Raw genomic sequence first — 23807 nt, forward strand, 5'->3', positions numbered from 1 at the left:
ACAGCGCCGACCACCTGAGGCAGGAGCAGCCCGCATGACCACCGCCGTCGACACCCCGCCCGGGAGCGATCCCGAGGGCCTGGACCGGTTCCGAGCCCTCGAGGCGCGCCAGCAGCCCGTGTGGCCGGACGCCGAGGCGCTCGCGGCGGTGGCGGGCCGGCTCTCGCAGGCCGCGCCGCTCGTGGTGCCGGCCGAGGCCCGGCTGCTCACCGAACGCCTCGCCGCGGCGGGCCGCGGCGAGGCGTTCCTCCTGCAGGGCGGGGACTGCGCGGAGACGTTCGCCGACGCGAACGCGACGCGCATCCGCAACAAGGTCCGCACCATCCTGCAGATGGCCGTGGTGCTCACCCACGGCGCGAGCACGCCCGTGGTGAAGATGGGCCGGCTGGCAGGGCAGTACGCCAAGCCGCGCTCCTCGGACGCCGAGACGCGCGACGGGGTCACGCTGCCCGCCTACCGCGGCGACATGGTCAACGGGCACGAGTTCACGCCCGCCTCGCGCACGCCCGACCCGCTGCGGCTCGAGCAGGCGTACCGCATCTCGGCGGCGACGGCGAACGTCGTGCGGGCGTTCACGCAGGGCGGGCACGCCGACCTGCGCCGCGTGCACGAGTGGAACCGCGGCTTCATGCGCAACCCCGCGTACGCACGGTACGAGCGCACGGCCGCCGAGATCGACCGGGCGATCCGCTTCATGGAGGCCTGCGGGGCCGACTTCGACGCCCTGCGCTCGGTGGAGTTCTACCTCAGCCACGAGGCCCTCATCCTCGACTACGAGCGGGCGCTCACCCGGGTCGACGCCCGGTCCGGCGAGGCCTACGCGACGTCGGCCCACTTCCTGTGGATCGGCGAGCGCACCCGCCAGCTCGACGGCGCGCACGTCGAGTTCCTCTCGCGCGTCGCGAACCCCATCGGGGTCAAGCTCGGCCCGACGACGTCGCCCGACGACGCCCTGGCGCTCGCCGCGCGGCTCAACCCGGACAACACCCCCGGACGACTCACCTTCGTCACCCGCATGGGCGCCGGGAAGGTGCGCGACGTGCTGCCCGAGGTGGTCGAGAAGGTCACCGCGGCGGGCGTGGCCGTCACCTGGGTGACCGACCCGATGCACGGCAACACGATCACGTCCGACAGCGGCTACAAGACGCGCCGGTTCTCCGACGTGCTGGACGAGGTCACCGGCTTCTTCGAGGTGCACCGCGCGCTGGGCACCGTGCCGGGCGGCCTGCACATGGAGCTCACGGGCGACGACGTCACCGAGGTGCTCGGCGGCAGCGAGGAGATCGACGACGCCGGCCTGGCGCTGCGGTACGAGACGCTCGTCGACCCGCGCCTGAACCACCAGCAGTCGCTGGAGATGGCGTTCCGCGTGGCGGAGATGCTCACGAGCTGGTGACGACCGCTCACCAGACGGTGAGGGTGACCGTGCTGCCCTTCGGCGCCTTGCCGGTGGTGTCCTGGAACCGGACGGTGTCGAGGATGCCGCCCAGGTAGGCGTTCTCCTTGACGGTGAAGCCCGCCTTCTCGAGCGCCTTGCGCGCCGGCTCGGTGTGCTTGCCCACGACGTTGGGCACCTCGACCAGGGGCGGGCCCTGGGAGATCGTCAGCGTCACGGTGTCCGTGCGGTGCGCCGTGGCCCCCTCCTTCGGGTCCTGCGCCAGCACGTGCCCCTTCGGCACGTCCTCGGAGTACTCCGGGTCGGCCAGCTCGACGACGAGCCCCAGCCCCTCGAGGTCGGCGACGGCCGCGTCCTTCTCCTTGCCCACCTCCTGCGGCACCTGGACCGGAGCGGGGCCGTCGGAGACGGTGAGGGTCACGACCGTGTCGTGCCGCTGGCGCGAGCCCTCGTCCACCGACACGTCGAGCACCTCGCCGCGGTCGGCCTCGTCGTCGTACGAGCGCGTGGGATCGCCCACGGTGAAGCCGGCGTCCTCGAGGGCGGCGGTGGCATCCTTGCGGTCCGCGCCGACGAGGTCGTCCGGCACCGTGAGCATCTGCACCCCGCGCGAGACCACCAGCTCCACGGAGCCGTCGGTGCGCACGCGGTCGCCGGGGGCGGGCACGGTCGTCACCACCGAGCCCTCCGGGACGTCGTCGTCGAAGGCGCGGCTGGTCGTGGTGCCGAGCCCGGCGTCCTCGAGGACGGCGCGGGCGTCGTCGGCGGCCACCCCGGCCACGCCGGTCGGCACCGACGTCCACGCGCCGGGGCCGTCCGCGAACCACCACCAGGTGCCGAAGCCGCCACCGCCGAGCAGCAGCAGGACGGTGAGGAGCCACGCGACCGTGCGCCGCCGCCGCGAGGGACGCCGGTAGGTCTCGGTGGGCTGCTCGACGAGCCGGTCCGTGGGTTGCGCCGGCGCGCTCGCCGACACCTCCTGGAAGAAGGCGGTGGGGATCTGGTCGACGGCGTCCGTCCCTGCCTGCCCGTCGTCCTGCCCGTCGGTCCCGGTGCCGTCCGGGGCGCCCGCCCGGTCGAGGTCGGCCGGGCCGGGCCCGGCGACGACGGCGGACGGCTCCGCGCGGCGGGCGAGCACGTCGGGGTCGAGCCCGGCGCGCAGCGTCTCGACGGCGGTGAGCGCCGCGGCGGCGTCCGGCGGGCGCTGCCGCGCGTCGCGCGCCGCGAAGGACGCGACGAGCGCGTCGACCTCGGCGGGCAGCCAGCCCACGAGCGCGGACGGGGCCGGGAGGTCCTCGTGCACGTGGTGGAAGGCGACCTGGATCGGCGTCTCGCCGGCATACGGGAGCGTGCCCGTGACGAGCTCGTACGCGAGCACCCCGACCGCGTAGACGTCGGTGCGCGCGTCGCAGGTGCCGCTCGTGATCACCTCGGGCGCGAGGTAGGCGACCGTGCCGAGCACGGTGCCGGTGGCGGTCGTGGTCACCTCGGTGACGGCGCGGGCGAGGCCGAAGTCGGCGACCTTGACCCGGGTCCCGGGGGCGAGGCCGCGGTCCGTGCTGTCGTCCGTGCTGCCGTCCGTGCTGCCGTCGGGGCTGCCCGCCGGTGGCGCGTCGTCGCCGACGACGAGCACGTTCTCCGGCTTGACGTCCCGGTGCACCAGCCCCTTGCGGTGCGCTGCGGCGAGGGCCGCCAGCACCTGCGCGACGACGTCGAGCGCGCGGCCCAGCGTGAGCGCGCCCGAGTCGTGCAGCTCGCGCCGCAGGTTGGTGCCGGGCACGTACTCCATGGCGAGGTAGCTGGTGTCGCCGTCGACACCCTGGTCGTACACCGCGACGACGCCGGGGTGGGTGAGCCGGGCCGCGGCGCGCGCCTCGCGGCGGAACCGGGAGACGAACGCGGCGCCGTCCACGCCGTCCGCCAGGTGGGGGTGCATCACCTTGATCGCGACCTCGCGGTCGAGGCGTCGGTCGGTGGCGCGGTACACGGTGGCCATGCCGCCCCGGGCGACGCGCGCGACGATCTCGTACCGCCCGTCGACCAGGCGGCCGAGCATCGGGTCGGTCGTCGCGATGGCCACGCGACGAGTGTAGGGGCGCCCGGATCGGCAGGCCCGTAGGCTGGCCCGGTGAACGACACGACCGCGCCGGAGCCCGGCGTCCCCACCCCCGGCAGCACCAGCGAGAGCCAGGACGACCGCGCCGTCGTCGAGTCCCTGGTGGACGAGTGGCTCACCCTGCCCGACGTCGCGGAGGTGCTCGGGACGGCCGTGAGCAAGGTGCGCGGGCTGGTGTCGGAGCGCACCCTCGTGGGGATCAAGCGCGGCGAGCGGAACACCTTCCAGGTGCCCGCCTCGTTCCTCGTGACCGACGACGGCGCCCCGCACGTCCTGGGCACGCTGCGCGGCACGGTGCTGCTGCTCTCCGACGCGCGGATGGACGACGCGGCGATCCTGCGCTGGCTGTTCGAGACGGAGCCGTCGATCGGCGGCGCGCCGATCGGGGAGCTGCGCGCGGGGCGACGGGCCGAGGTGCGCCGGGTGGCTCAGGCGCTGCTCTGACGGCCGGCCTCTCCCGTCGGGAGGTCAGGCCGCCCGGTCGACGGCGGCGCGGGCGAGGTCGAGCAGGACCTCGCGGCCGGGGTCGGCGAGCCCGGCCGCGGCCAGCGCGTCGAGCGCGCCGTCGGCGAGCGTGCCGATGAGCGTCTCGACGCCGTCCAGGGCCCCCGACCCGGCGATGACCCCACGGAGCCGGTCCACGGTCGCCGCGTCCAGGGTCGGGTCGCCCAGCCGCGCCACGACCAGGTCGCGGTCGGCGGCGCCCGCCGCCGCGAGCGTGCGGGCCATCAGCACGGTGCGCTTGCCCTCGCGCAGGTCGTCCCCCGCGGGCTTGCCCGTCACCGACGGGTCGCCGAACACGCCGAGCACGTCGTCGCGGAGCTGGAACGCCTCCCCGAGCGGCAGCCCGGCGTCCGAGACGGCCGTCACGCGCGCGGGCGAGGCGCCCGCGAGCAGTGCGCCGAGCACGAGCGGGCGCTCCACCGAGTAGCGCGCCGACTTGGCGCGCAGCACGCCCCGGGCGCGCTCCTCGTCGGCCGCGGGGTCCAGGCCCCAGGGCTCGGCCTGCACGAGGACGTCGAGGTACTGGCCCACCACCACCTCGGTCTGCATGGCGTCGAACAGGGCCCGCGCCGCGGCGGCGCGGTCGGCGGGCAGGTCCGCGACGGCGGCCGCGATCTCGCGCTGGCACGCCACGAGGCAGAGGTCGCCGAGCAGGATCGCGGCGGCCGTCCCGAACCGCTCGGCCGAGCCCGCCCAGCCGGCCCCGGCGTGCCGCGCCTCGAAGGCGCGGTGCGCGGTGGGCGCGCCCCGCCGCGTGTCCGACGCGTCCATGACGTCGTCGTGCAGCAGGGCGGCCGCCTGGAACAGCTCGAGGGCGGCCCCGGCACGGACCACCGCGTCCCGCTCAGGGCCCGCCGCCGCGCCGCCGTGGGCGCGATAGGACCAGTAGCAGAACGCCGCGCGCAGCCGCTTGCCGCCGCGCAGCAGCACGGCGGCCTGGTCGGTCAGCGCCGTCGCCGGGGCGCCGATGGTGGAGACCTCCTGCGCGAGGGCGTCGAGGTGCTCCTCGACCCGGACGTCGACGTCGGTGCGGAGGTTCTCGAGGTCGACCAGCGACGCGGCGGTGGGCATGTCGACAGCCTATGCGGCCGGCCGGGTGGTCCCGACTGCTCGGCGACGCCGCCGGGCGGAGCTGCCGGGCGGAGGTGCAGGGCGGGTCGCGGGAGCCGTCAGCCCGCGACCACGGAGCCGCTGACGGTGACGAGGCGCCGCTCGCCGTCGTCCAGCACGCCGAGGGTGACCGACTCCACGACGGGGTCCGCGTCCTTCTTCCCCTTCGGCGTGCTCTCGCGGCCGAACGTCGTCTGGGCGGTCAGGCCCGAGAAGGACGAGGCGTCGGACTCGTCGAAGCCCGCCTTGCGCAGCCGCTTCGCGAGCTGGTCGATGACCTCCTGGGTGGAGCGCGACGTGCTGAGGTTGAGGGTGACGTCCGTGAGCGCCCCCTCCCCGGGGGTCGCCGAGCTGGCGAGCACGGTGGCGTCCTCGGGGGCGCCGAGCAGCTTCTTCGGGAAGCCGGCGGCGTACCCGCCGACCGTCGTGTCCGGGTCGAACGTGGGCAGGGTGGCCGCGTCGCTCGGGCCCGGGTCCGTGGCAGGGGCCTCGGTGGCGCCGCGCACTCCGACGCCCGAGCCGTCCTCGCCCGTCGCGGAGACCTCGTCGTCCGGGGCCCCGGAGTCGCCGAGCAGTCCGCAGCCGGACAGGGTGAGCAGGGTGGTGAGCGCCGCGGCGCCGACGCCGCGCACGCCTGCCGCGGGCGCGGGGCGCGACCGGACCGGGTGACGCGGCCGGCGGGGGAGCGTGGGCACGGCGCCTACCGTAGCGGCCCACGGCGGCGCTTCCGCATCCCGGTGCCGACCGACGTCGCGGACGTCGCCAGGCGACGCGCGGCGGGGAGCCTGCCCCCAGTGCCGCGCCGTCCACAACCGGGCGACGGGCGGCGTCCGAGCCGGCGACGCCGCGGTGGGATCGGGTCATGGACGCCGCATACTCCACCGACCGCGCCGGAGCATCCCGCTCGGCCCTCGAGGCCCCGCTCGTGCTCCGCTCCTCCCGCGACCTCCTCGCGGCCGTGCCGTACCTGCTGGGGTTCCGGCCGCGGGAGTGCGTGGTCGTGGTGGCCGTGACGGCGGAGGGACAGATCGGTCTCGTCGCCCGGACCGCCCTGGCGGAGCTCGCTGACGGCTCGGGGGCCGGCGGGACGGCCGGCATGGCGGCCGACGTGGACGCCGTCGCCCGTGCCGCCTCCCGGGTCGGGGCGCGCCTGGCGCTGGTCGTGCTGTACACGTCCGCCCCGCCCGGCCGGGCTCGTGCGCACGCCGCGGCCGTGGTGGGCGCGCTGGACGAGTCGCTGGCGCCGACGGTCGACGTGGAGGCCTGGCTGGTGGGCCCGCAGGGCTACCGCGGGCTGGACTGCGTCGACCCCGCGTGCTGCCCGCCGCAGGGGCGCCCGGTGAGCGAGCTCGAGCACGGCGAAGTGGGGGCGGCGTTCGTGGTGGCCGGGCGGGCGATCGCGGCCTCGGAGGAGGAGGCGCACCGGATCCGGCGGCCGTCGGACGGCGTGCGCGACCGCGTCGCGAAGGCGGCCGCGCGCGCCCAGCGGGCGCGCGCCGCGGCGAGCGAGGAGGCCGCGGCCCCGCGGGTGCCCGAGGCGCGTGCCGCGTCGGGCTCGGCGGGTCGCCGAGGGCCGGGCCGGGCGGACGCGCTGGGGCGGTGGCGGGCCGAGGCCTACGAGGTGTGGCGGGACCTGGTGCGCCAGGCGGCCGCGGAGCTGTGCGAGCGCCCGGCCACCGAGGTCGAGCTCGCGCCCGCGCGCCTCGGTCGACTGGCGGTGGCGCTCGCGGACGTCCCGGTCCGCGACGCCGTGCTCCTGTCCCTGGTCCCCGGCGGTCGCGAGGTGGCGGACCGCACCGCCGGTGTCGTCGGCCCCGGCACCGCAGGCGGTGGCCACGGGGCCGGCCACGGGACGGGCCTCGGTGCCGACGGTGGTGCCGACGGCGGTGCCGGCGACGGAATCGACGTCGAGGCTGCCACGGCGCGCGCGATCGCCCGGGTGGTGGACCCGCGGGTCGGCGTGCCGCCCGACGCGGCGACGGCGGACGCCGCCCGGGTCGTGCTGGAGCAGCTGGTGGGCGGCGCGCCGCGGCGGTGGCACGCGGCGCCCCTGGCGCTGCTGGGCTTCCTGGCCTGGTGGCGGGGCGACGGGTGGCTCGCCGCGCGCCGCGTGCGCGAGTCCGCCCGGCAGGACCCGGGTCACCGGCTCGCGGCCCTCCTGGCCGGCGTTCTCGAGGCTGCGGTGCCGCCGGGATGGGTGAGCTCGACGCGACAGCCCGTGGCGGCCGGTGTGGCGCGGCCCACGGTCGGGTAGCGTGCCCCCCATGGCGATCGTCGTCGGACTCCTGAGCACGGCCGAGGGACAGGCGGCTCTCGCCGCAGCGAAGCGCGAGGCGCAGGAGCGGTCCGTCCCGCTCACGGTCGTCGTCGCCCGAGCCGACGGCGGGCCCGAGCAGCAGGCGGTCGAGGACGACCTGGCCGCGTCCGGGGTCACGCACTCGGTGGTCGCCGGCACGGGAGATCTCGCCGAGGACCTCGTCCGCACGGCGCACGACGCGGGCGCGGAGCTCATCGTCGTGGGGCTGCGCCGCCGCAGCCCGGTCGGCAAGCTGATCCTCGGGTCCGGGGCGCAGCGCATCCTGCTCGAGGCACCCTGCCCGGTCCTGGCGGTGAAGCCGTGACGACACGCGCGCCCGGGTCGCCGGGACGTGTGACGCTCGTGACCGTCCGCGGACGACCCCCGGCGTGGCGCCGGCGGACCAGCACCCGTCGTTTCGCCCGGCGTGCCGGGAATCTTCGCGCCGTCTCGTGCGTTGAGCCAGCACCGGAGAACGGACGACGCGGGTACGGGACTGGGCGCAGGAGCCCGTGGTGCCCCTCCGTCGCGGATGTCGCCGGTACAATAGAGGTGTTCGCCTGAGCCACGACAGCCCGAGTCGGAGGCCTTGACGGCGAAGCACCGTCCCCTCGAATGCCGAAAGGTCGGTTTGTGGCGTCCACTGCGCAGAACCCTGCACTTCCCCGAGAGTTCGAGCACCCTGCCCTGCAGGGCCTGCTCGCCCGAGGCACCGCCGACGGCCGGGTCGACGCCGAGAGCTTCCGCGCTGCCTGCGAGAACGCCGCGGTGGCGGACCCGAAGCGTCTGAAGGCGGTCCTGCGCGCCTTCGCGACCGCCGGGGTGGAGATCGGTGTGCCCACGGCCACCAAGGTCGCCGCGGCCAGCGCCGGCCGGAGCACGACGACGCGTGCGAAGGCGCCGGCGGCGCGGCCCGCGAGCCCGGTGAAGACCTCGACCGTGACGACCTCCGCCGTGAAGTCGTCCGCGTCGGCGGACGACGAGCCCGCCGAGGCCCCGGCCGGCAAGAAGCCCGCGACGAAGGCCGCCGGTGCCAAGACCGCCGCGGCGAAGGGCACGAAGCCCGCGCGCGGCCGGAAGGCGGCGCCGAAGGACGACCCGATCCCTGACGGCGTCGAGGACGTCGAGCCCGACGACGCGAACGACGTCGAGGGCGAGCAGGACAACGAGGCCGCCGGGCGAACCACCGCGAAGGGCGGCAGGGCCGGCAAGGGCGAGGACGAGGAGACCGGGTTCGTCGTCTCGGACACCGACGACGACGACCAGCCCGCGCAGCAGGTCGTCACGGCCGGCGCCACCGCCGACCCCGTGAAGGACTACCTCAAGCAGATCGGCAAGGTCGCGCTGCTGAACGCGGAGCAGGAGGTCGAGCTCGCGAAGCGCATCGAGGCCGGCCTGTTCGCGGAGGAGCGCCTGTCCAAGGACTACGCCGACTACGACAAGACCAAGGCGAGCGCCGACGAGCGTCGCATGTACCGCGACCTGCGCTGGATCGCGCACGACGGCAAGCGCGCCAAGAACCACCTGCTCGAGGCCAACCTGCGCCTCGTCGTCTCGCTCGCCAAGCGCTACACCGGCCGCGGCATGCTGTTCCTGGACCTCATCCAGGAGGGCAACCTCGGTCTGATCCGCGCGGTCGAGAAGTTCGACTACACCAAGGGCTACAAGTTCTCGACGTACGCCACCTGGTGGATCCGGCAGGCGATCACCCGCGCCATGGCCGACCAGGCCCGCACCATCCGCATCCCGGTGCACATGGTCGAGGTCATCAACAAGCTGGCCCGCGTGCAGCGTCAGATGCTCCAGGACCTGGGCCGCGAGCCCACCCCGGAGGAGCTGGCCAAGGAGCTGGACATGACCCCCGAGAAGGTGGTCGAGGTCCAGAAGTACGGCCGCGAGCCCATCTCGCTGCACACGCCGCTGGGCGAGGACGGCGACAGCGAGTTCGGTGACCTCATCGAGGACTCCGAGGCCGTCGTCCCGGCCGACGCCGTGAGCTTCACGCTGCTGCAGGAGCAGCTGCACCAGGTGCTCGACACGCTGTCGGAGCGCGAGGCGGGCGTCGTCTCCATGCGCTTCGGCCTGCAGGACGGCCAGCCCAAGACGCTGGACGAGATCGGCAAGGTCTACGGCGTCACGCGCGAGCGGATCCGCCAGATCGAGTCCAAGACGATGTCGAAGCTGCGGCACCCGTCGCGGTCCCAGGTGCTGCGCGACTACCTGGACTGATCCGCGCACCACGCGAGCACGTCGCACGAGAGCCCCGGTACCGATCGGTACCGGGGCTCTCGTGCGTCCGGGTGGGCGAGCGGACGGGACGGGAGGCGCGTCGCCGGTCAGGGCGCGACGTCGGCGGCGACGGACCACCGCGACGACGGGGCCAGGACGCCGCGGGGGTCGAGGGTCCGCCGAAGGGCCACGAGCCGGTCGTAGGTCGCGGGGCCGTACGCCTCCCGCACCAGCGCCGCGGAGACGTCGTCGCGCGGGCCCGCGAAGTTGAGGAGGGCTCCGCCGGTGGCCCACGGCGCCATCGCGTCGTGCACCCCCTGGACGTGCGCCGCGGCGTCGGGCGGCCCGGCGGGGACGCCGAGCGCGCCGACGAAGAGCGTCCAGCCGGCGTCGCGACCGCCCACCGCGCCGGCGACTGCCGGGGGCCGGGCGACCGCGCCACCCAGGAGGCGGATCTCGGCCATGAGCACGGGGGAGTCGGGCGGCACCGCCCCGAGGAACGCGTCGACCGCGTCCTCGGACAGCTCGCGCAGCAGCCCGCCGCGCTCGAGGAACGGCATCGGGTCCTCCGGGTCGGCGTGGACCGCGCCGAGCTGCACGTACGGCAGGTCGCCGACCGCGTCGAGCAGCGGGGGCGCGACGCCGCGCAGTGCGTCCACCAGCGGGTCCGGCGCCGCGAGCTCACCGTGGCGCACGTAGCGGACCACGAGCACCGCGCGCCCGCGCAGCGGCTCGGGCAGGTCGGGCAGCGGCGGCAGGTTGAGCCGCGCGACCGAGGTCGAGACGTCGTCGTCGAGCGCCGACGTGAGCTCGCGCCACCGGTGCAGTACGGCGGGCGCGTCGTCGACGTCGAACCAGAGCGTCCCCGCGCGCAGGGTGGACAGCGGGAACAGGTCGAAGGTCATCGCGACGACCACGCCGAACGCGCCGCCGCCGCCCCGCAGCGCCCAGAAGAGGTCCTCGCGCCGGGTGGGCGTCGCGGTGACGAGCTCCCCGGCGGCGGTGACCACGTCGAGCGAGCGCACGTGGTCGGCCGCGAAACCGAAGGTGCGGGCGAGCGGCCCGAGCCCGCCGCCGAGGGTGTAGCCGACCACCCCGACGTGCGGCGACGACCCGCACAGGCCCCCGAGGCCGTGCGGCGCCCCGGCCTCGAGCACCGCCGACCACGGCACCCCGGGGCCCACCGTGGCGGTGCGGGCCGCCGGGTCGACGTCGAGACCGTCGAGCGCGGCCACGTCGAGCAGCACGTCGTCGGGACCGGTGGGCGGGGCGCCGTGGCCGGTGGCACGGACGCCGACCCCGGCGCCGTGGTCCGCGGCGGCGCGCACGGTCGCGACGACGTCGCCCACCGACGCCGCGCGCACGACGAGCGCCGGCCGGTGCTCCAGGGCGAGGTTGAAGCCGGGCAGCGCGGCGTCGTAGCCCGGCTCCCCGGGTTCCAGGACGTCGCCGTCGAGCCCGGCAGCGAGCGCGGCGCGCAGCCGTGCGGAGCGGGGCAGGTCGCGGGCGGGGGCTGCGGTGCCGGTCATGGTCTCTCCTGGTGCTCGGGAACGTCCTGAGAACAGGGAGACGGCGGGCCGTGCGGAAGTGACGGCGCCGCCGGGTGAGGAGCGGGTGAACCCGCGCCGCGGGGTGGTCCCGGGCGCTACGTCCGCTACGTCCCCGTGCCGAAGTCGTGGCCCGGGAACCGGGCGCCGTCGAGCGCTGCCTGGAACGCGGCGGTCCAGCGCTGCCACTGGGCGACCGGCAGCCGGCCGGAGACCTGCAGCCCGGACGGCTCGACCGACGCGACGAGCCACCCGTCGGGGTCGTCCTCCGGGCCGAACCATGCGCCCGAGCCGAGGCCGGCGTCCCCGCCCGGCAGCGCGCGGTAGATCTGGTCGAGGCGCCGCCACTGCCCGGGCGTCAGGTCGGCACGCACCGCGTAGACGCGGTCCACGTCGATCACGGTCTCGACGTCGCCGCCCGGCCACCCGGCGGGGACCTCGTCCCCGTTGTCGTAGAACTGGACCATGCCGAGGTCATCCTCCTCGTGCGCGCCTGCCGGGCGGGCGCGCTGCCGTGGACGCACGAGAGCCCCGCACCGAGGTGCGGGGCTCTCGTGTCCGTCTGTCGTCGCGGGTCAGTGCGTCCCGCTCTCCTCGCGGAGCCGGTCCGTCTCGTCCTGGATGTGGACGGCGACACCCTGGTAGGCGTCCGCGTGCGCGCGCGCGTGGTGTCCGCAGAAGAGGAGCTCTCCGACGGGCAGGACCACTCGCACGTACGCCCGGGCGCCGCAGCGGTCGCAGCGGTCGGCGGCGGTCAGCGGCTGGGTCGGTTCGGTCGTCGTGGTGCTCACGTCTCCATCCAACCAGACGGGTAGCCCGGAGCATCCCGGACCGGTGGCAGGTTCGCTCCCGGCATAGCGGCGTGGAGCACAGTCTCGGCGGCGTGGGCCGTCGGAACAGGCGTTCGAGTCGTCTACCCTCGTTCCCGTGACAGCCACCTCCGAGTCCGGGTACACCGCACGCCACCTGACGGTCCTCGAGGGCCTCGAGGCGGTGCGCAAGCGCCCCGGCATGTACATCGGGTCGACGGACTCGCGCGGCCTCATGCACTGCCTGTGGGAGATCATCGACAACTCCGTCGACGAGGCGCTGGGCGGCCACGCCACGGCGATCCGCGTCGTCCTGCACGCGGACTCGTCCGTGACGGTCGAGGACGACGGGCGCGGCATCCCGGTCGACATCGAGCCGAAGACGGGGCTGTCCGGCGTCGAGGTGGTCTTCACCAAGCTGCACGCGGGCGGGAAGTTCGGCGGCGGCTCGTACACCGCGTCGGGCGGCCTGCACGGCGTCGGCGCGTCCGTCGTCAACGCGCTCTCGGCGCGCCTCGACGTCGAGGTGGACCTCGGCGGCAAGACCCACAAGATGACGTTCCACCGCGGCGAGCCGGGCGTCTTCACCGACCCGGCGACCGGGCCGTCGCCGGAGTCGCCGTTCGAGCCGTTCGTGTCCGGGTCCGAGCTCGCCGTCGTCGGCAAGGTGAAGCGCGGGGTCAGCGGCACCCGTGTGCGGTACTGGGCCGACCGACAGGTCTTCCCGAAGACGGCGGTGTTCAGCTACGACGAGCTGGTCACCCGGGCCCGCCAGACGACGTTCCTCGTGCCGGGCCTGAAGCTCACCGTGCGCGACGAGCGCGGGCTGCCCGGCACCCCGGGCGAGGACGGGCCGCACGAGGAGGTCTTCCAGCACGACGGCGGCGCCGTGGACTTCGTCGAGTTCCTCGCGCCCGACGCCCCGGTGACCTCGACGTGGCAGCTCAAGGGCAGCGGGCAGTTCACGGAGACGGTGCCGGTGCTGGACTCGCGCGGTCACATGTCGCCGCAGGAGGTGCGGCGCGACTGCGAGGTCGACGTCGCCCTGCGGTGGGGCGGCGGCTACGACACCGAGGTCCGCAGCTTCGTCAACATCATCGCGACGCCCAAGGGCGGCTCCCACCTGTCCGGGTTCGAGCAGGGCCTGCTCAAGACCGTGCGCAAGCAGATCGAGGCGAACGCGCGGCGCCTGAAGGTCTCCACGAAGGACGCGGCGGAGCGCATCGAGAAGGACGACGTCCTCGCCGGCCTCACGGCCGTGGTCACGGTCCGCCTCGCCGAGCCGCAGTTCGAGGGGCAGACCAAGGAGGTGCTCGGCACGGCGCCGGTGCGCGCCATCGTCTCCCGCGTCGTCGAGAAGGAGCTGGGCGCCCTGCTCACCTCGTCCAAGCGCGACGAGAAGGCGCAGGCGGCGCTGCTGCTCGACAAGGTCGTCGCCGAGATGCGAGCCCGCGTCACGGCGCGCAAGCAGAAGGAGATCTCCCGGCGCAAGAACGCCCTCGAGGCGTCGTCCCTGCCGGCGAAGCTCGCGGACTGCCGCAGCGACGACGTGAACCGCAGCGAGCTGTTCATCGTCGAGGGCGACAGCGCCCTCGGCACGGCCAAGCTGGCGCGCTCGAGCGACTTCCAGGCGCTGCTGCCGATCCGCGGCAAGATCCTCAACGTCCAGAAGGCGTCGATCAGCGACATGCTCCGCAACGCGGAGTGCGCCGCCATCATCCAGGTGCTCGGCGCCGGCTCCGGGCGGTCCTTCGACCTCGACGCCGCCCGCTACGGCAAGATCGTCCTGATGACGGACGCCGACGTCGACGGCGCGCACATCCGCACCCTGCTGCTCACGCTCTTCTACCGCTACATGCGCCCGATGCTGGAGGCCGGCCGCGTCTTCGCCGCGGTGCCGCCGCTGCACCGGGTGGAGGTGCTGGGCAGCGGCCGGCGCAAGAACGAGTACCTGTACACGTACTCGGAGGCCGAGCTCGCCGCGACGCTCAAGAAGCTGGACCGCGCCGGGCGCCGGTACAAGGAGGACATCCAGCGCTACAAGGGCCTGGGGGAGATGGACGCCGACCAGCTCGCGGAGACCACCATGGACCCGCGGCACCGCACCCTGCGCCGCGTCACGGTGGAGGGCGCCGAGGCCGCGGAGCGCGTGTTCGAGCTGCTCATGGGCAGCGACGTCGCGCCCCGCAAGGAGTTCATCGTCGCCGGGGCGCACACCCTCGACCAGTCCCGCATCGACGCCTGAGCACGCCCCGGGACGCCGCCTGCTCCCGTCCGCATGGCGGCCCGAGCGGCGGGTGCCTGCCGGTGATGGGTACCCTCTGGCCGTGAAGATCCCCCGCACGGCCTCCCGCCCGGCATCGTCCCGCCTGCTCGCGCTGCTCCCGGCGACCGCCCTGGCTGCGGGCCTGCTCGCCGGGTGCTCGGACGGCGGCACACCCGACGCCGGCTCCTCGGCGTCCGCCAGCGCGTCGGTCGACCCGACGCAGCAGGTCGCGGAGAACCTCAGCGAGTTCTCCTACGCGGGCGAGGACGGCAAGACGGCGCTCGAGCTCCTCGAGCAGCACGACCCGGACGCGCAGGTGCAGGGCAAGGGCGAGAACGCCTTCGTCACCGCGATCCGCGGCCGCGAGGCCGACCCGGACACGGAGTTCTGGGGCCTGTACGTCGACGACGAGCTGGCCACGGTGGGCGCCGGATCGCTCGAGACCAAGGACGGGCAGACCATCACCTGGAAGCTCGAGGAGATCGAGAAGTGACCGCCGCGACGCCCGGCCTGGACGCCCCGTTCACCGCGCGCGAGCTCGTGCGGCACTGGTGGCGGCCGGCGCTCGCGGTGCTGCTCGTCGTCGGAGCCGTCGTCTGGCGCCTGGTGAAGGCGGACCTCGGCGCACCGCCGAACCTCGAGCTCTCGACGGCGGCGGCGTTCGCCGCGGCGGGGCTGCTGCGCCACCGGCTCGCGATGCTCGCGCCGCTGGTGGTGGTCGCGCTGAGCGACGTCCTGCTCGGCAACTCGACGGTGCTGGTCTTCACCTGGACCGCCTGGGCTGCGATCGGTGCGGGCGCCTGGTGGGCCGGTCGCGTGCGCGGCGGTGGCCGGTGGCTGAGCGCGCTCGGCTTCGGCGTCGGCTCCTCGCTGTTCTTCTACCTGTGGACCAACGCAGGCGTGTGGTGGCTGGGCCGCGGCACGTTCTACCCCGAGGGCCTCGACGGCCTGCTGGCCAGCTACGTCGCCGGCCTGCCGTTCCTGCGGCCCATGCTGCTCGGCAACCTGGTGCTGGTGCCGCTGGCGGCCGGGCTGGTGGCGCTGGTCGCCCGGCTCGAGCGTGCTGCGGTGCCGACCCCGGGCGTCGTCGCCGCGCGATAGCCTGCGACGAGCAGCCCCACCGTCACGACAGGAGGCGACCTCGATGCCTGCCGACCGGATCCGGCGCATGACCTTCGCCAGCATCTACCCGATGTACGTGCAGAAGGTGGAGCGCAAGGAGCGCAGCACGGACGACCTCGACCGCGTGCTGACCTGGCTCACCGGCTACGACGACGCCGGCCTCGAGCGGACGATCGCCGACGAGGTCGACCTGGAGACGTTCTTCGCCCAGGCGCCCGCCATGAACCCGAACGCCTCGCTCATCACCGGCGTGATCTGCGGGGTGCGGGTCGAGGAGATCGACGACCCGCTCATGCAGCAGATCCGCTGGATGGACAAGCTGGTCGACGAGGTCGCCAAGGGCAAGAAGATGACCTCGATCCTGCGCGGGAGCCAGGCTGCCTGAGGCCGGGGCTCAGTCCCACCAGAGCATGAACCACGACGACGAATCATCCTCTCCGTGCAGCCCCATCGGCGGCCGGGGGAGGATCTCGTCGGGCCGGTGCAGGAAGTCGAGGCGGAACTCGTCGCGGACGAAGGCCATCAGTGCCGCGCACTCGCACCACTCCGGGTGCTCGTACTCGTCGTCCTCGGGCGTCGGCGGGTAGAACTGGCTCGGTCCGACGGAGATCCTCATCGGCCGCGGCGGCCGGACGTAGACCGTCGAGGTCGCGGGCCAGCTGGCCGGGGAGTCCGCCTCGAGGCGTCCGAGGTCGCACCGGACTCGCTCGGGGGTGGCGGCGATCGCCTCGAGGATCGAGCCTGTGGTCGGGCCGAAGTTCCATCGGCCCGTGAGCTGCTGAGCCCCGAACCTGTCGAGCAGGGCGCGCGCTTCCGAGCGCGCTGACTCGCGTGTCGTCGGGTGCTGCTGCCGCATGGTGCCTCCGTCTGCCGGGTCGTCTCGTGGACGCCAGCATGGCCGGAACGCGGCGAGGCGGAGACGGCGCTGTGGAAGGGGTGCACGACCAGGGCGCGGCCCCGAGGTCGCGATCGCGTCATCTCGGGAGCCGGAGGCTGCCCCCAGCTCACGCCCGGACGCTCACCGACCGCGTGAGGCGCACGCGGTCGGGTCCCGGACGGCCGTTACACGCTGAAGTACTTGGCCTCGGGGTGGTGGAAGACGAAGGCGTCGGTGGACTGCTCGGGGTGCAGCTGCAGCTCGTCGGAGAGCGTGACGCCCACGCGCTCGGGGCGCAGCAGCTCGACCACCTTGCGGCGGTCCTCCATGTCGGGGCAGGCGGGGTAGCCCAGGGAGAACCGGGCACCGCGGTACTGCAGCTTGAACAGGCCCTCGACGTCGGTGGGCTCCTCGCCCGAGAAGCCGAGCTCGTCGCGCACGCGGGAGTGCCAGAACTCCGCCAGCGCCTCCGTCAGCTGGACGGAGAGTCCGTGCAGCTCCATGTACTCGCGGTAGGCGTTCGCCTCGAACAGCTTCGCGGTGTGACCCGAGACGGCGTCGCCGACGGTGACGAGCTGCACGGGCAGCACGTCGAACCGGCCGGTCTCCTGCGCGAACGAGCGCGGGCGCACGAAGTCCGCCAGGCACAGGTGCCGGTCGCGCCGCTGCCGCGGGAAGTGGAACCGCAGGCGCTCGGTGCCCGGCTCGCCGCCGGAGCCGCCGTCGGGCCCGTCGTGGTGCGCCACCACGACGTCGTCTCCGTCGGACCACACCGGGAAGTACCCGTAGACCACCGTGGGGTCCATGATCTGGTCGGTGCGGACCCGCTCGAGCCAGGCGGCCAGGCGCGGCCGGCCCTCGGTCTCGACGAGCTCTTCATAGCTGGCGCCGGCAGTGCCCTCGGTCCCGCGGCCGGGCTTGAGGCCCCACTGGCCCATGAACGTCGCGCGCTCGTCGAGGAACGCCGCGTAGTCCGCCAGCTGGATGCCCTTGACGATGCGGGTGCCCCAGAACGGCGGGGTGGGCACGGGGTTGTCGTCGGCGACGTCGGACCGCGCGGGCAGGTCCTCGGGCGCCGTCTGCGTCACGGTGACGACTCCGTGCCGGCGCTTGCGCAGCGCGGGCAGGCCCACCGACTCGGGGTCGGCGCCGCGCGCGATGGCGACGAGCGGCTCCATGAGGCGCAGCCCCTCGAAGGCGTCCTTCGCGTACCGCACGGTGCCGGGGAAGGCCGAGGCGAGGTCGTCCTCGACGTAGGTGCGGGTCAGGGCCGCGCCCCCCAGCAGCACCGGCCAGCGCTGGTCGAGGCCACGCGAGACCAGCTCCTCGAGGTTCTCCTTCATCACGACCGTCGACTTCACCAGCAGACCGGACATGCCGATGACGTCGGCGTCGTGCTGCTCGGCCGCCTCGATCATCGCGCTCACCGGCTGCTTGATGCCGATGTTGACCACCGTGTACCCGTTGTTGGTGAGGATGATGTCCACGAGGTTCTTGGCGATGTCGTGCACGTCGCCGCGCACCGTGGCCAGCACGACCGTGCCCTTGGACCGGTCGCCGTCGCCCTCGACCTTCTCCATGTGCGGCTCGAGCAGCGCCACGGCGGTCTTCATCACCTCGGCGGACTGCAGCACGAACGGCAGCTGCATCTGGCCGGAGCCGAACAGCTCGCCGACGACCTTCATGCCGCCCAGCAGGTGCGTGTTGACGATGTCGAGCGCCTTCATGCCGGCGCCGAGCGCCTCGTCGACGTCCTCCTCGAGGCCCTTGCGCGCGCCGTCGACGATGCGGCGCTCCAGGCGCTCGCCCACCGGGAGCGCGGCGAGCTCGGCGGCGCGCTGGTCGCGCAGGGCCGTGGCGTCCACGCCGGAGAACAGCTCGAGCAGGTGCGACAGCGGGTCGTGCGTGAGGTTGCCCTCGGCGTCGTACTCGCGGCGGTCCCACACCAGGTTCTCCGCGGCCTCCCACTGCTCGTCGGGGATGGCGTTGCGGGGCAGGATCTTCGCGGCGTGCACGATGGCGGAGTCCAGGCCTGCCTGCGTCGCCTCGTGCAGGAACACGGAGTTCAGCACGGTGCGGGCGGCCGGGTTGAGCCCGAACGAGACGTTGGAGACGCCGAGCGTCGTGTGCACGCCGGGGAAGCGGGTGGTGATCTCGCGGATCGCCTCGATCGTCTCGATGGCGTCGCGCCGCGTCTCCTCCTGGCCGGTGGCGATGGGGAACGTCAGGGCGTCGACGATGATGTCGTCCACCCGCATGCCCCAGTCGCCCGTGAGCTGCTCGATGAGGCGGGTGGCGATGGCGACCTTGCCGTCCTTGGTGCGCGCCTGGCCCTCCTCGTCGATGGTCAGGGCGACGACAGCCGCGCCGTGCTCCTGCACGAGCGGCATGATGCGCGCGTACCGGGAGCCCGGGCCGTCGCCGTCCTCGAAGTTCACCGAGTTCACGACGGCGCGGCCGCCGAGCAGCTCGAGCCCCGCCTGCAGCACCGCGGGCTCGGTGGAGTCGATCACCAGCGGAAGCGTCGACGCCGAGGCGAGCCGCGACACGACCTCCTTGACGTCCGCGACGCCGTCGCGCCCCACGTAGTCGACGCAGACGTCGAGCAGGTGCGCGCCGTCGCGCGTCTGGGCGCGGGCGATGTCGACGACGTCGTCCCAGCGGCCCTCGAGCATCGCCTCGCGGAACGCCTTGGACCCGTTGGCGTTGGTGCGCTCGCCGATGGCCAGGTACGAGGTGTCCTGGCGCAGGTCGGTGTGGGAGTACAGGGACGCGACGCCGTTCTCCCGCTGCGGGTTGCGGTCGGGCAGCTCCTTGCCGCGCACGGCCTCGACCACCTGGCGCAGGTGCTCGGGCGTCGTGCCGCAGCAGCCACCCACGAGCCCGAGCCCGAACTCCTGCACGAACTGCGTGTGCGCCGCGGCCAGCTCTTCCGGGGTGAGCGGGTAGACGGCGCCGTGCGGCCCCAGCTCCGGCAGGCCCGCGTTGGGCATGCAGGTGACCGGGACCTCGCTGTGCCGCGCGAGGTGGCGCAGGTGCTCGCTCATCTGGTCCGGGCCGGTGGCGCAGTTCAGGCCGATCGCGTCGACGCCGATCGCCTGCAGCGCCGTGAGCGCCGCGCCGATCTCCGAGCCCATGAGCATGGTGCCGGTGGTCTCGACCGTCACGGAGACGATCACGGGTACCGACCGGCCGACCTCACGGATCGCGTCGTGGCAGCCCGTGACCGCGGCCTTCGCCTGCAGCAGGTCCTGGCTGGTCTCCACGAGCAGCGCGTCCGCCCCGCCCTCGAGCAGCCCGGCCGCCTGCTCCGCGAACGTCGTGCGCAGGTGGGCGTACGTGGTGTGCCCGAGGCTGGGCAGCTTGGTCCCGGGGCCCATCGAGCCGAGCACCCAGCGCGGGTGGTCGGGCGACGCGAAGGCGTCGGCGCGCTCGCGGGCCAGAGCGGCGCCGGCGCGCGCGAGCTCGCGGATGCGGTCGTCGATGCCGTAGTCGGACAGGTTGGACCAGTTGGCGCCGAAGGTGTTCGTCTCGATGGCGTCGACGCCGACCTCGAGGTACTCGTCGTGCACCGCGCGGATGATGTCGGGCCGCGAGACGTTGAGGATCTCGTTGCAGCCCTCGTGCCCCTGGTAGTCCTCGAGGGTCGGGTCCGCGGCCTGGATCATCGTGCCCATGGCCCCGTCGGCCACCACGACGCGCGTGCGCAGCGCCTCGTGCAGGGCGGTGGAGCGGGCGTCGGCCGTGGCGGGATCGAGGGTGGTCGTCACCCGTGCAGCGTAGCCGCGGGGCCGGGAATTCCGGTGCGCCCGACGCACCGTGAGACCTACCGTCGGTGGGTGACCACCGTCCAGCCCACGAGGCCCCCGGCGCCGATCGCCGAGCGTGCCGCGGCGCCCGTCGTCCTGCCCGCTCTGACCGCCGGCGACCTCACCTGGCGTCCGGCGACCCGCGACGACGCCCCCGCGCTGCTCGACCTGCGCAACACGGTCGCGGAGGCGGACCACGAGCCGTACCGCGAGTCGATGGAGGAGCTGCTCGAGATCCTCGACGCGCCCTGGCGCCGGCTCGACACCGACTCGATCGTCGGCGTCGACGCCGAGGGGGCGCTGCGCGCCTACGGCTACGTGGAGACGATGCCCGGCGACACGAGCCGGGTGCGGGCCTTCCTGTGGGGCGCGGTGCACCCCGACCGCCGCGGCGAGGGCATCGGCCGGGAGCTGTTCGCCTGGCAGGAGGCGCGGGCGCGCCAGCTGCTCGCGGCGTCCGGCAAGGAGGTGCCCGCACGCCTCGCGGGCTTCCTCGAGGACGAGGCCCCGACGGCGAAGGTCCGGCTCTACGAGCGGGCGGGCTTCGCCCCGCTGCGCTTCTACGCCGACCTCGAGCGGGACCTGCGCGACCTCGAGGCCCACCCGCTGCCGGCGGTCGAGCCCGACGACGGCCTGCTGCTCCTGCCGCTGCGCGCCGAGCTCGACGAGTCCGCCCGCCTGGCCCACAACGACGCGTTCCGCGACCACTGGGGCAGCGAGCCGCAGACCCCGGAGCAGTGGCGCAGCGGGCGCAGCACGTACGCGCCCGAGTGGTCGTTCGTGGTCGTGGACCCGGCACCGGACGTCGACGCGCTCCTGGCGGACCCGCACACCGACGCCGAGACCGCTGCCGCGCTGCGGGCGGGGGAGCCGCTCGTCGTCGGCTATCACGTCGCGGCCCGGTACACGGCCGACTTCGCCGTGCGCGGCTACCCGTTCGGCTACACCGAGATCCTCGGCGTGCGCCGCGCCTACCGCGGCCGGAAGGTCGCCGTCGCCCTGCTCGCGGCGGGCATGCGGGCGTTCGCGGACGACGGGATGGCGGCGGCCGCGCTCGACGTCGACACGCAGAACCCGAGCGGCGCGCACGGCCTGTACGCGAGCCTGGGGTACGGCAAGCGGCACGGTTCGCGGCTGCTGACGATCGAGCTCTGAGGCTCGCGGCGGCCCGCGCCGACGCCGCCCGGGCGGGTTTCGACCTGCCGGTCCGGGGGCCTAGGCTGCCCGCGTGACCGACGTCGTTCATCCCGGGCTGCTCCCGGCGCCGCCGCAGCGGCTCCTGCCCACCGTCGCCTCGCGCGCGGCCGCCGTCGCGCTCGCCATGCTCGCCGTGCTGCACCTGGTGGCCCAGACGGCGGAGGCGAGCACCTGGGCACGGGTCACTCAGGTCTGCCTCATGCCGCTCCTCGCCGCGACCCTCTGGTCCGCCGCGCCCGCGCCCCGGTCGCGGTTGGTGCGCCTGGTCACGGTGGCCCTGGGGCTGTCCTGGCTCGGGGACACGGCGCCCGCGGCGTTCGAGGGCGACACCGCGTTCCTCGTCATGTTCGGCTTCTTCCTGCTCGCCCAGGTGGCGTACGTCGTCGCGTTCTGGCCGACCCGCGGCGCGAGCGTGGCGCGCCGTCCGGCGCTCCTGGCGCCCTACGCGCTCGCGGCGGTGGCGCTCGTCGTGGCCTGCGCTCCCGGCGCGCCGGGCCTGCTCCTGGCGGCCGTGGTCGTGTACGGCGTCTGCCTGGTGGCCATGGCGGTGCTCGCCACCGGCGTGCACCCCCTGGCCGGTGCGGGCGGCGTCGTCTTCCTGGCATCGGACGCGATGATCGCGCTGGGCGCCTTCACCGACTGGTTCGACCCGCCGGCATCCGGGTTCTGGGTGATGCTCACCTACGTCGCGGGCCAGGCGCTGCTGGTGGCGGGGGTGCTCGCGCGCCGCCGGTGACGCCGTCAGGAGGAGGCGCCCTCCGCGATGCGCCGCAGCGCGTCGAGGTGACGCTCGAAGGCGTCCCGGCCCGTGCGGGTGAGGCGCAGCCACGTGCGCGGCCGCCGGCCGACGGCGCCCTTGCGCACCGCCACGTACCCGGAGTCCTCCAACGTGCTGATCTGCTTGGACAGCGCGGAGTCGGTGATCTCGACGGCGTCGCGGACCGTGGCGAAATCCGCCTCGTCCACGGTGGCCAGTGCCGCCACGATGCTGAACCGCACCGGCGCGTGGATGACGGCGTCGAGCCGGTGACGGGGGTGCTCGGTCACCGGTGGGCCTCGGGTGCGCCCGCCATCCGGATCCGCCGGCCGGCCAGCACCGAGGGGAGCGCGACGACGACGCCTGCCGCCACGGCCGCTGCGGGCCCCACTCCGGGCGCGCCGCCGAGGTGGACCGCCCAGGAGATGGCCAGGAGCAGCACCCCCGAGGCCACCACGCCGAGCAGCGCCGTGCGGCGGGCGTGCCGGGGCGTCGTGCCGGTGCGGGACTCGCGCCACCCCGACACGGTGACGATCGCGGCGAGCCAGCAGACCTGGGCCGCCCACAGGACGATGCCGGACCACGGGAGGTCGTTGGCCGCGACGCCCCAGGTGAGGGCCGCCATCGCACCCTGCATCAGACCGATGCCCGCCACGGCGCGCGCGTGCACCACTCGGTCGCGGGAGCTGGTGAGAGCGAGCGACCTCGCCCGGACGACGGCGGCGGCCGCGTCGGGGCGCTGCGGGGTCGGCGTGGTCACTGCTGCCTCCCGGGCAGCCAGTCGCCCCACCAGATGCGGTGTGCTGCCGCCGCGAAGGGAAGGGCGACGGCCGCACTGAGCAGGAGCGCCGGACCGAGGGGAGCGGGACCGTCGCCGGCGAGGGCGTCGAGGACGGGGCGCCCGACGACCAGGACGCCGAAGCCCGCCCACGAGGCCACGCGCTCGGCCTTCGCCGTCCCGCGGGGGACGGCGGTGCTGTGGCGCCGGGCGAGGCCCTCGACGAGCACGACCAGACCCAGAGCGCCGAGCATCGCGGCCCCCAGGGCGAGGAGATACCACGCCTGGTGCCGCGTGAGCGACGATGCCAGCACCATCGCTGCCATCGCGAGCCCCGCTCCGAGCACGCCCAGCGTGTGCGCCCGCCGGTCGCGTCGAGCGGTCAGTGCTGGCCCGGGCGCGCGGACGAGCAGGGCACGGGCCTGTTCCGGCGCGACGGCGGGGGAGTCCGGCCCGGGAGAAGTGGCCACGTCGCGACTCTGGAAAGCACTTGCCATCATGGCAAGTGTGGCGGGGTGGGACGCCACTGCATCCACCTGTCGGGCTCGTCCACCGCGTCGAAGCCGAGGCGCAGGTAGACCCCGCGGCCGTCGTCCGAGGCCTTGAGGAGCATCCGGCGCAGGCCGAGCGGCTCGACGTCCGCGATGGCCCCGGCGACGACGGCGGTCCCGAGGCCCTTGCCGCGGTGGGCGGGGTCGACGATGACGTCGGCGAGCCAGGCGAAGGTGACCGTGTCCGTGACGAGCCGGGCGTACGCGACGAGCTCGCCGGTGGCCCGCAGGTACACGCCGTAGCTGCGCGACCCGGCGAGCGCGCGGTCCTGGACCTCGCGGGTGCGGCCCGCCGCCCAGTAGGCGTGCTCGGCGAGGAGCGCGTGCACGCGGGCCGCGTCGACGCGGGCGGGGTCGGCGGAGAACTCGTAGTCGGGGTGCAGGGTCGGTTCGGGCACGGTCGGCAGTCAAGCAGCGGGAGTGTCGGAGGTCACTCGTAATCT

General features: G+C 74.6%; 23 protein-coding genes. 11 read left to right on the plus strand and 12 right to left on the minus strand.

The genetic code is table 11. The features are described 5' to 3' along the window. Positions 1-34: 34 nt before the first annotated feature. On the plus strand, positions 35-1396 hold the full coding sequence (locus AAG589_RS02560; protein ID WP_430565672.1) for a class II 3-deoxy-7-phosphoheptulonate synthase: 1362 nt from the start codon (positions 35-37) through the stop codon (positions 1394-1396). A 7-nt stretch (positions 1397-1403) separates the two neighbouring features. On the opposite strand, the gene AAG589_RS02565 is transcribed toward AAG589_RS02560, so the two are convergent. Next, on the minus strand, positions 1404-3476 hold the full coding sequence (locus AAG589_RS02565) for a Stk1 family PASTA domain-containing Ser/Thr kinase (RefSeq protein WP_430565673.1): 2073 nt from the start codon (positions 3474-3476) through the stop codon (positions 1404-1406). A 48-nt stretch (positions 3477-3524) separates the two neighbouring features. Between AAG589_RS02565 and AAG589_RS02570 the strand changes: the two genes are divergently transcribed. Next, entirely contained in the window at positions 3525-3956 is a 432-nt protein-coding gene (locus AAG589_RS02570; protein WP_430565674.1) for an Rv2175c family DNA-binding protein, read from the plus strand. A 24-nt stretch (positions 3957-3980) separates the two neighbouring features. On the opposite strand, the gene AAG589_RS02575 is transcribed toward AAG589_RS02570, so the two are convergent. After that, entirely contained in the window at positions 3981-5087 is a 1107-nt protein-coding gene (locus AAG589_RS02575) for a polyprenyl synthetase family protein (protein ID WP_430565675.1), read from the minus strand. Between the two features lie 98 nt (positions 5088-5185). Next, complete coding sequence (locus AAG589_RS02580) at positions 5186-5821, minus strand: hypothetical protein (protein WP_430565676.1); 636 nt, start codon at positions 5819-5821, stop codon at positions 5186-5188. A 167-nt stretch (positions 5822-5988) separates the two neighbouring features. On the opposite strand from AAG589_RS02580, the gene AAG589_RS02585 reads away from it, so the two are divergent. From AAG589_RS02585 to AAG589_RS02595, 3 genes are all read left to right on the plus strand, one after another. Then, complete coding sequence (locus AAG589_RS02585) at positions 5989-7380, plus strand: DUF4192 family protein (protein WP_430565677.1); 1392 nt, start codon at positions 5989-5991, stop codon at positions 7378-7380. 10 nt (positions 7381-7390) lie between these two features. Then, the gene (locus tag AAG589_RS02590) at positions 7391-7747 is read left to right on the plus strand and encodes a universal stress protein (protein ID WP_430565678.1); all 357 of its coding nucleotides are present in this window, start codon (positions 7391-7393) and stop codon (positions 7745-7747) included. A gap of 308 nt (positions 7748-8055) precedes the next feature. Then, complete coding sequence (locus tag AAG589_RS02595; RefSeq protein WP_430565679.1) at positions 8056-9651, plus strand: RNA polymerase sigma factor; 1596 nt, start codon at positions 8056-8058, stop codon at positions 9649-9651. Between the two features lie 107 nt (positions 9652-9758). Here the strand turns inward: AAG589_RS02595 and AAG589_RS02600 are convergent, their stop codons facing one another. From AAG589_RS02600 to AAG589_RS02610, 3 genes are all read right to left on the minus strand, one after another. Further along, positions 9759-11180 carry an FAD-binding oxidoreductase gene (locus AAG589_RS02600; protein ID WP_430565680.1) on the minus strand — a complete coding sequence of 474 codons (1422 nt, stop codon included), beginning with the start codon at positions 11178-11180 and terminating at the stop codon, positions 9759-9761. 125 nt (positions 11181-11305) lie between these two features. Then, positions 11306-11665: a hypothetical protein gene (locus AAG589_RS02605; protein WP_430565681.1), complete on the minus strand. Its 360-nt coding sequence runs from the start codon at positions 11663-11665 to the stop codon at positions 11306-11308. A gap of 108 nt (positions 11666-11773) precedes the next feature. Continuing rightward, positions 11774-11989 carry a DUF7455 domain-containing protein gene (locus AAG589_RS02610; RefSeq protein WP_430565682.1) on the minus strand — a complete coding sequence of 72 codons (216 nt, stop codon included), beginning with the start codon at positions 11987-11989 and terminating at the stop codon, positions 11774-11776. Between the two features lie 136 nt (positions 11990-12125). On the opposite strand from AAG589_RS02610, the gene AAG589_RS02615 reads away from it, so the two are divergent. The 4 genes from AAG589_RS02615 to AAG589_RS02630 all read left to right on the plus strand — a co-directional run bounded on the left by AAG589_RS02615 (position 12126) and on the right by AAG589_RS02630 (position 15780). Further along, positions 12126-14252 carry a DNA gyrase/topoisomerase IV subunit B gene (locus AAG589_RS02615; protein ID WP_430565683.1) on the plus strand — a complete coding sequence of 709 codons (2127 nt, stop codon included), beginning with the start codon at positions 12126-12128 and terminating at the stop codon, positions 14250-14252. Positions 14253-14334: 82 nt separating this feature from the next. After that, positions 14335-14766 (plus strand): DUF4430 domain-containing protein, encoded by a 432-nt coding sequence (locus AAG589_RS02620; RefSeq protein ID WP_430565684.1) that lies wholly within the window; start codon positions 14335-14337, stop codon positions 14764-14766. After that, the gene (locus AAG589_RS02625; RefSeq protein WP_430565685.1) at positions 14763-15374 is read left to right on the plus strand and encodes a DUF6580 family putative transport protein; all 612 of its coding nucleotides are present in this window, start codon (positions 14763-14765) and stop codon (positions 15372-15374) included. The genes AAG589_RS02620 and AAG589_RS02625 overlap by 4 nt, the downstream gene beginning before the upstream one ends. 43 nt (positions 15375-15417) lie before the next feature. Continuing rightward, positions 15418-15780 carry a DUF2200 domain-containing protein gene (locus AAG589_RS02630; protein WP_430565686.1) on the plus strand — a complete coding sequence of 121 codons (363 nt, stop codon included), beginning with the start codon at positions 15418-15420 and terminating at the stop codon, positions 15778-15780. A 9-nt stretch (positions 15781-15789) separates the two neighbouring features. Here the strand turns inward: AAG589_RS02630 and AAG589_RS02635 are convergent, their stop codons facing one another. After that, positions 15790-16251, minus strand: a complete 462-nt coding sequence (locus AAG589_RS02635; RefSeq protein WP_430565687.1) for a hypothetical protein — start codon at positions 16249-16251, stop codon at positions 15790-15792. Positions 16252-16457: 206 nt separating this feature from the next. Beyond that, complete coding sequence (gene metH / locus AAG589_RS02640) at positions 16458-20042, minus strand: methionine synthase (RefSeq protein WP_430565688.1); 3585 nt, start codon at positions 20040-20042, stop codon at positions 16458-16460. Between the two features lie 69 nt (positions 20043-20111). On the opposite strand from metH, the gene AAG589_RS02645 reads away from it, so the two are divergent. Together AAG589_RS02645 and AAG589_RS02650 are read left to right on the plus strand one after the other, a co-directional pair. Beyond that, complete coding sequence (locus AAG589_RS02645; RefSeq protein WP_430565689.1) at positions 20112-21236, plus strand: GNAT family N-acetyltransferase; 1125 nt, start codon at positions 20112-20114, stop codon at positions 21234-21236. 73 nt (positions 21237-21309) lie between these two features. After that, a complete protein-coding gene (locus AAG589_RS02650; protein WP_430565690.1) occupies positions 21310-22014 on the plus strand; it encodes a lysoplasmalogenase in 705 nt (234 codons plus the stop codon). Positions 22015-22019: 5 nt separating this feature from the next. On the opposite strand, the gene AAG589_RS02655 is transcribed toward AAG589_RS02650, so the two are convergent. From AAG589_RS02655 to AAG589_RS02670, 4 genes are read right to left on the minus strand one after another with little or no spacing between them, the layout of a single operon-like run. Beyond that, complete coding sequence (locus tag AAG589_RS02655) at positions 22020-22325, minus strand: winged helix-turn-helix domain-containing protein (protein WP_430565691.1); 306 nt, start codon at positions 22323-22325, stop codon at positions 22020-22022. Beyond that, entirely contained in the window at positions 22322-22795 is a 474-nt protein-coding gene (locus AAG589_RS02660; RefSeq protein ID WP_430565692.1) for a hypothetical protein, read from the minus strand. The genes AAG589_RS02655 and AAG589_RS02660 overlap by 4 nt, the downstream gene beginning before the upstream one ends. Next, positions 22792-23283 (minus strand): hypothetical protein, encoded by a 492-nt coding sequence (locus AAG589_RS02665; protein WP_430565693.1) that lies wholly within the window; start codon positions 23281-23283, stop codon positions 22792-22794. Before AAG589_RS02665 ends, AAG589_RS02660 begins: the two co-directional genes overlap by 4 nt. 26 nt (positions 23284-23309) lie before the next feature. Continuing rightward, positions 23310-23762, minus strand: coding sequence for a GNAT family N-acetyltransferase (locus AAG589_RS02670; protein ID WP_430565694.1), 453 nt, complete (start codon positions 23760-23762; stop codon positions 23310-23312). Positions 23763-23807 lie beyond the last annotated feature (45 nt).

The organism is Isoptericola sp. F-RaC21, assembly GCF_038593535.1.
Lineage (GTDB): Bacteria > Actinomycetota > Actinomycetes > Actinomycetales > Cellulomonadaceae > Isoptericola.

Excerpts from the sequence above, each read along its gene's own strand:
- AAG589_RS02560 (WP_430565672.1), top strand. The coding sequence starts at position 35 with ATGACCACCGCCGTCGACACCCCGCCCGGGAGCGATCCCGAGGGCCTG.
- AAG589_RS02575 (WP_430565675.1), bottom strand. The coding sequence starts at position 5,087 with ATGCCCACCGCCGCGTCGCTGGTCGACCTCGAGAACCTCCGCACCGAC.
- AAG589_RS02585 (WP_430565677.1), top strand. The coding sequence starts at position 5,989 with ATGGACGCCGCATACTCCACCGACCGCGCCGGAGCATCCCGCTCGGCC.
- AAG589_RS02590 (WP_430565678.1), top strand. The coding sequence starts at position 7,391 with ATGGCGATCGTCGTCGGACTCCTGAGCACGGCCGAGGGACAGGCGGCT.
- AAG589_RS02600 (WP_430565680.1), bottom strand. The coding sequence starts at position 11,180 with ATGACCGGCACCGCAGCCCCCGCCCGCGACCTGCCCCGCTCCGCACGG.
- AAG589_RS02605 (WP_430565681.1), bottom strand. The coding sequence starts at position 11,665 with ATGGTCCAGTTCTACGACAACGGGGACGAGGTCCCCGCCGGGTGGCCG.
- AAG589_RS02630 (WP_430565686.1), top strand. The coding sequence starts at position 15,418 with ATGCCTGCCGACCGGATCCGGCGCATGACCTTCGCCAGCATCTACCCG.
- AAG589_RS02635 (WP_430565687.1), bottom strand. The coding sequence starts at position 16,251 with ATGCGGCAGCAGCACCCGACGACACGCGAGTCAGCGCGCTCGGAAGCG.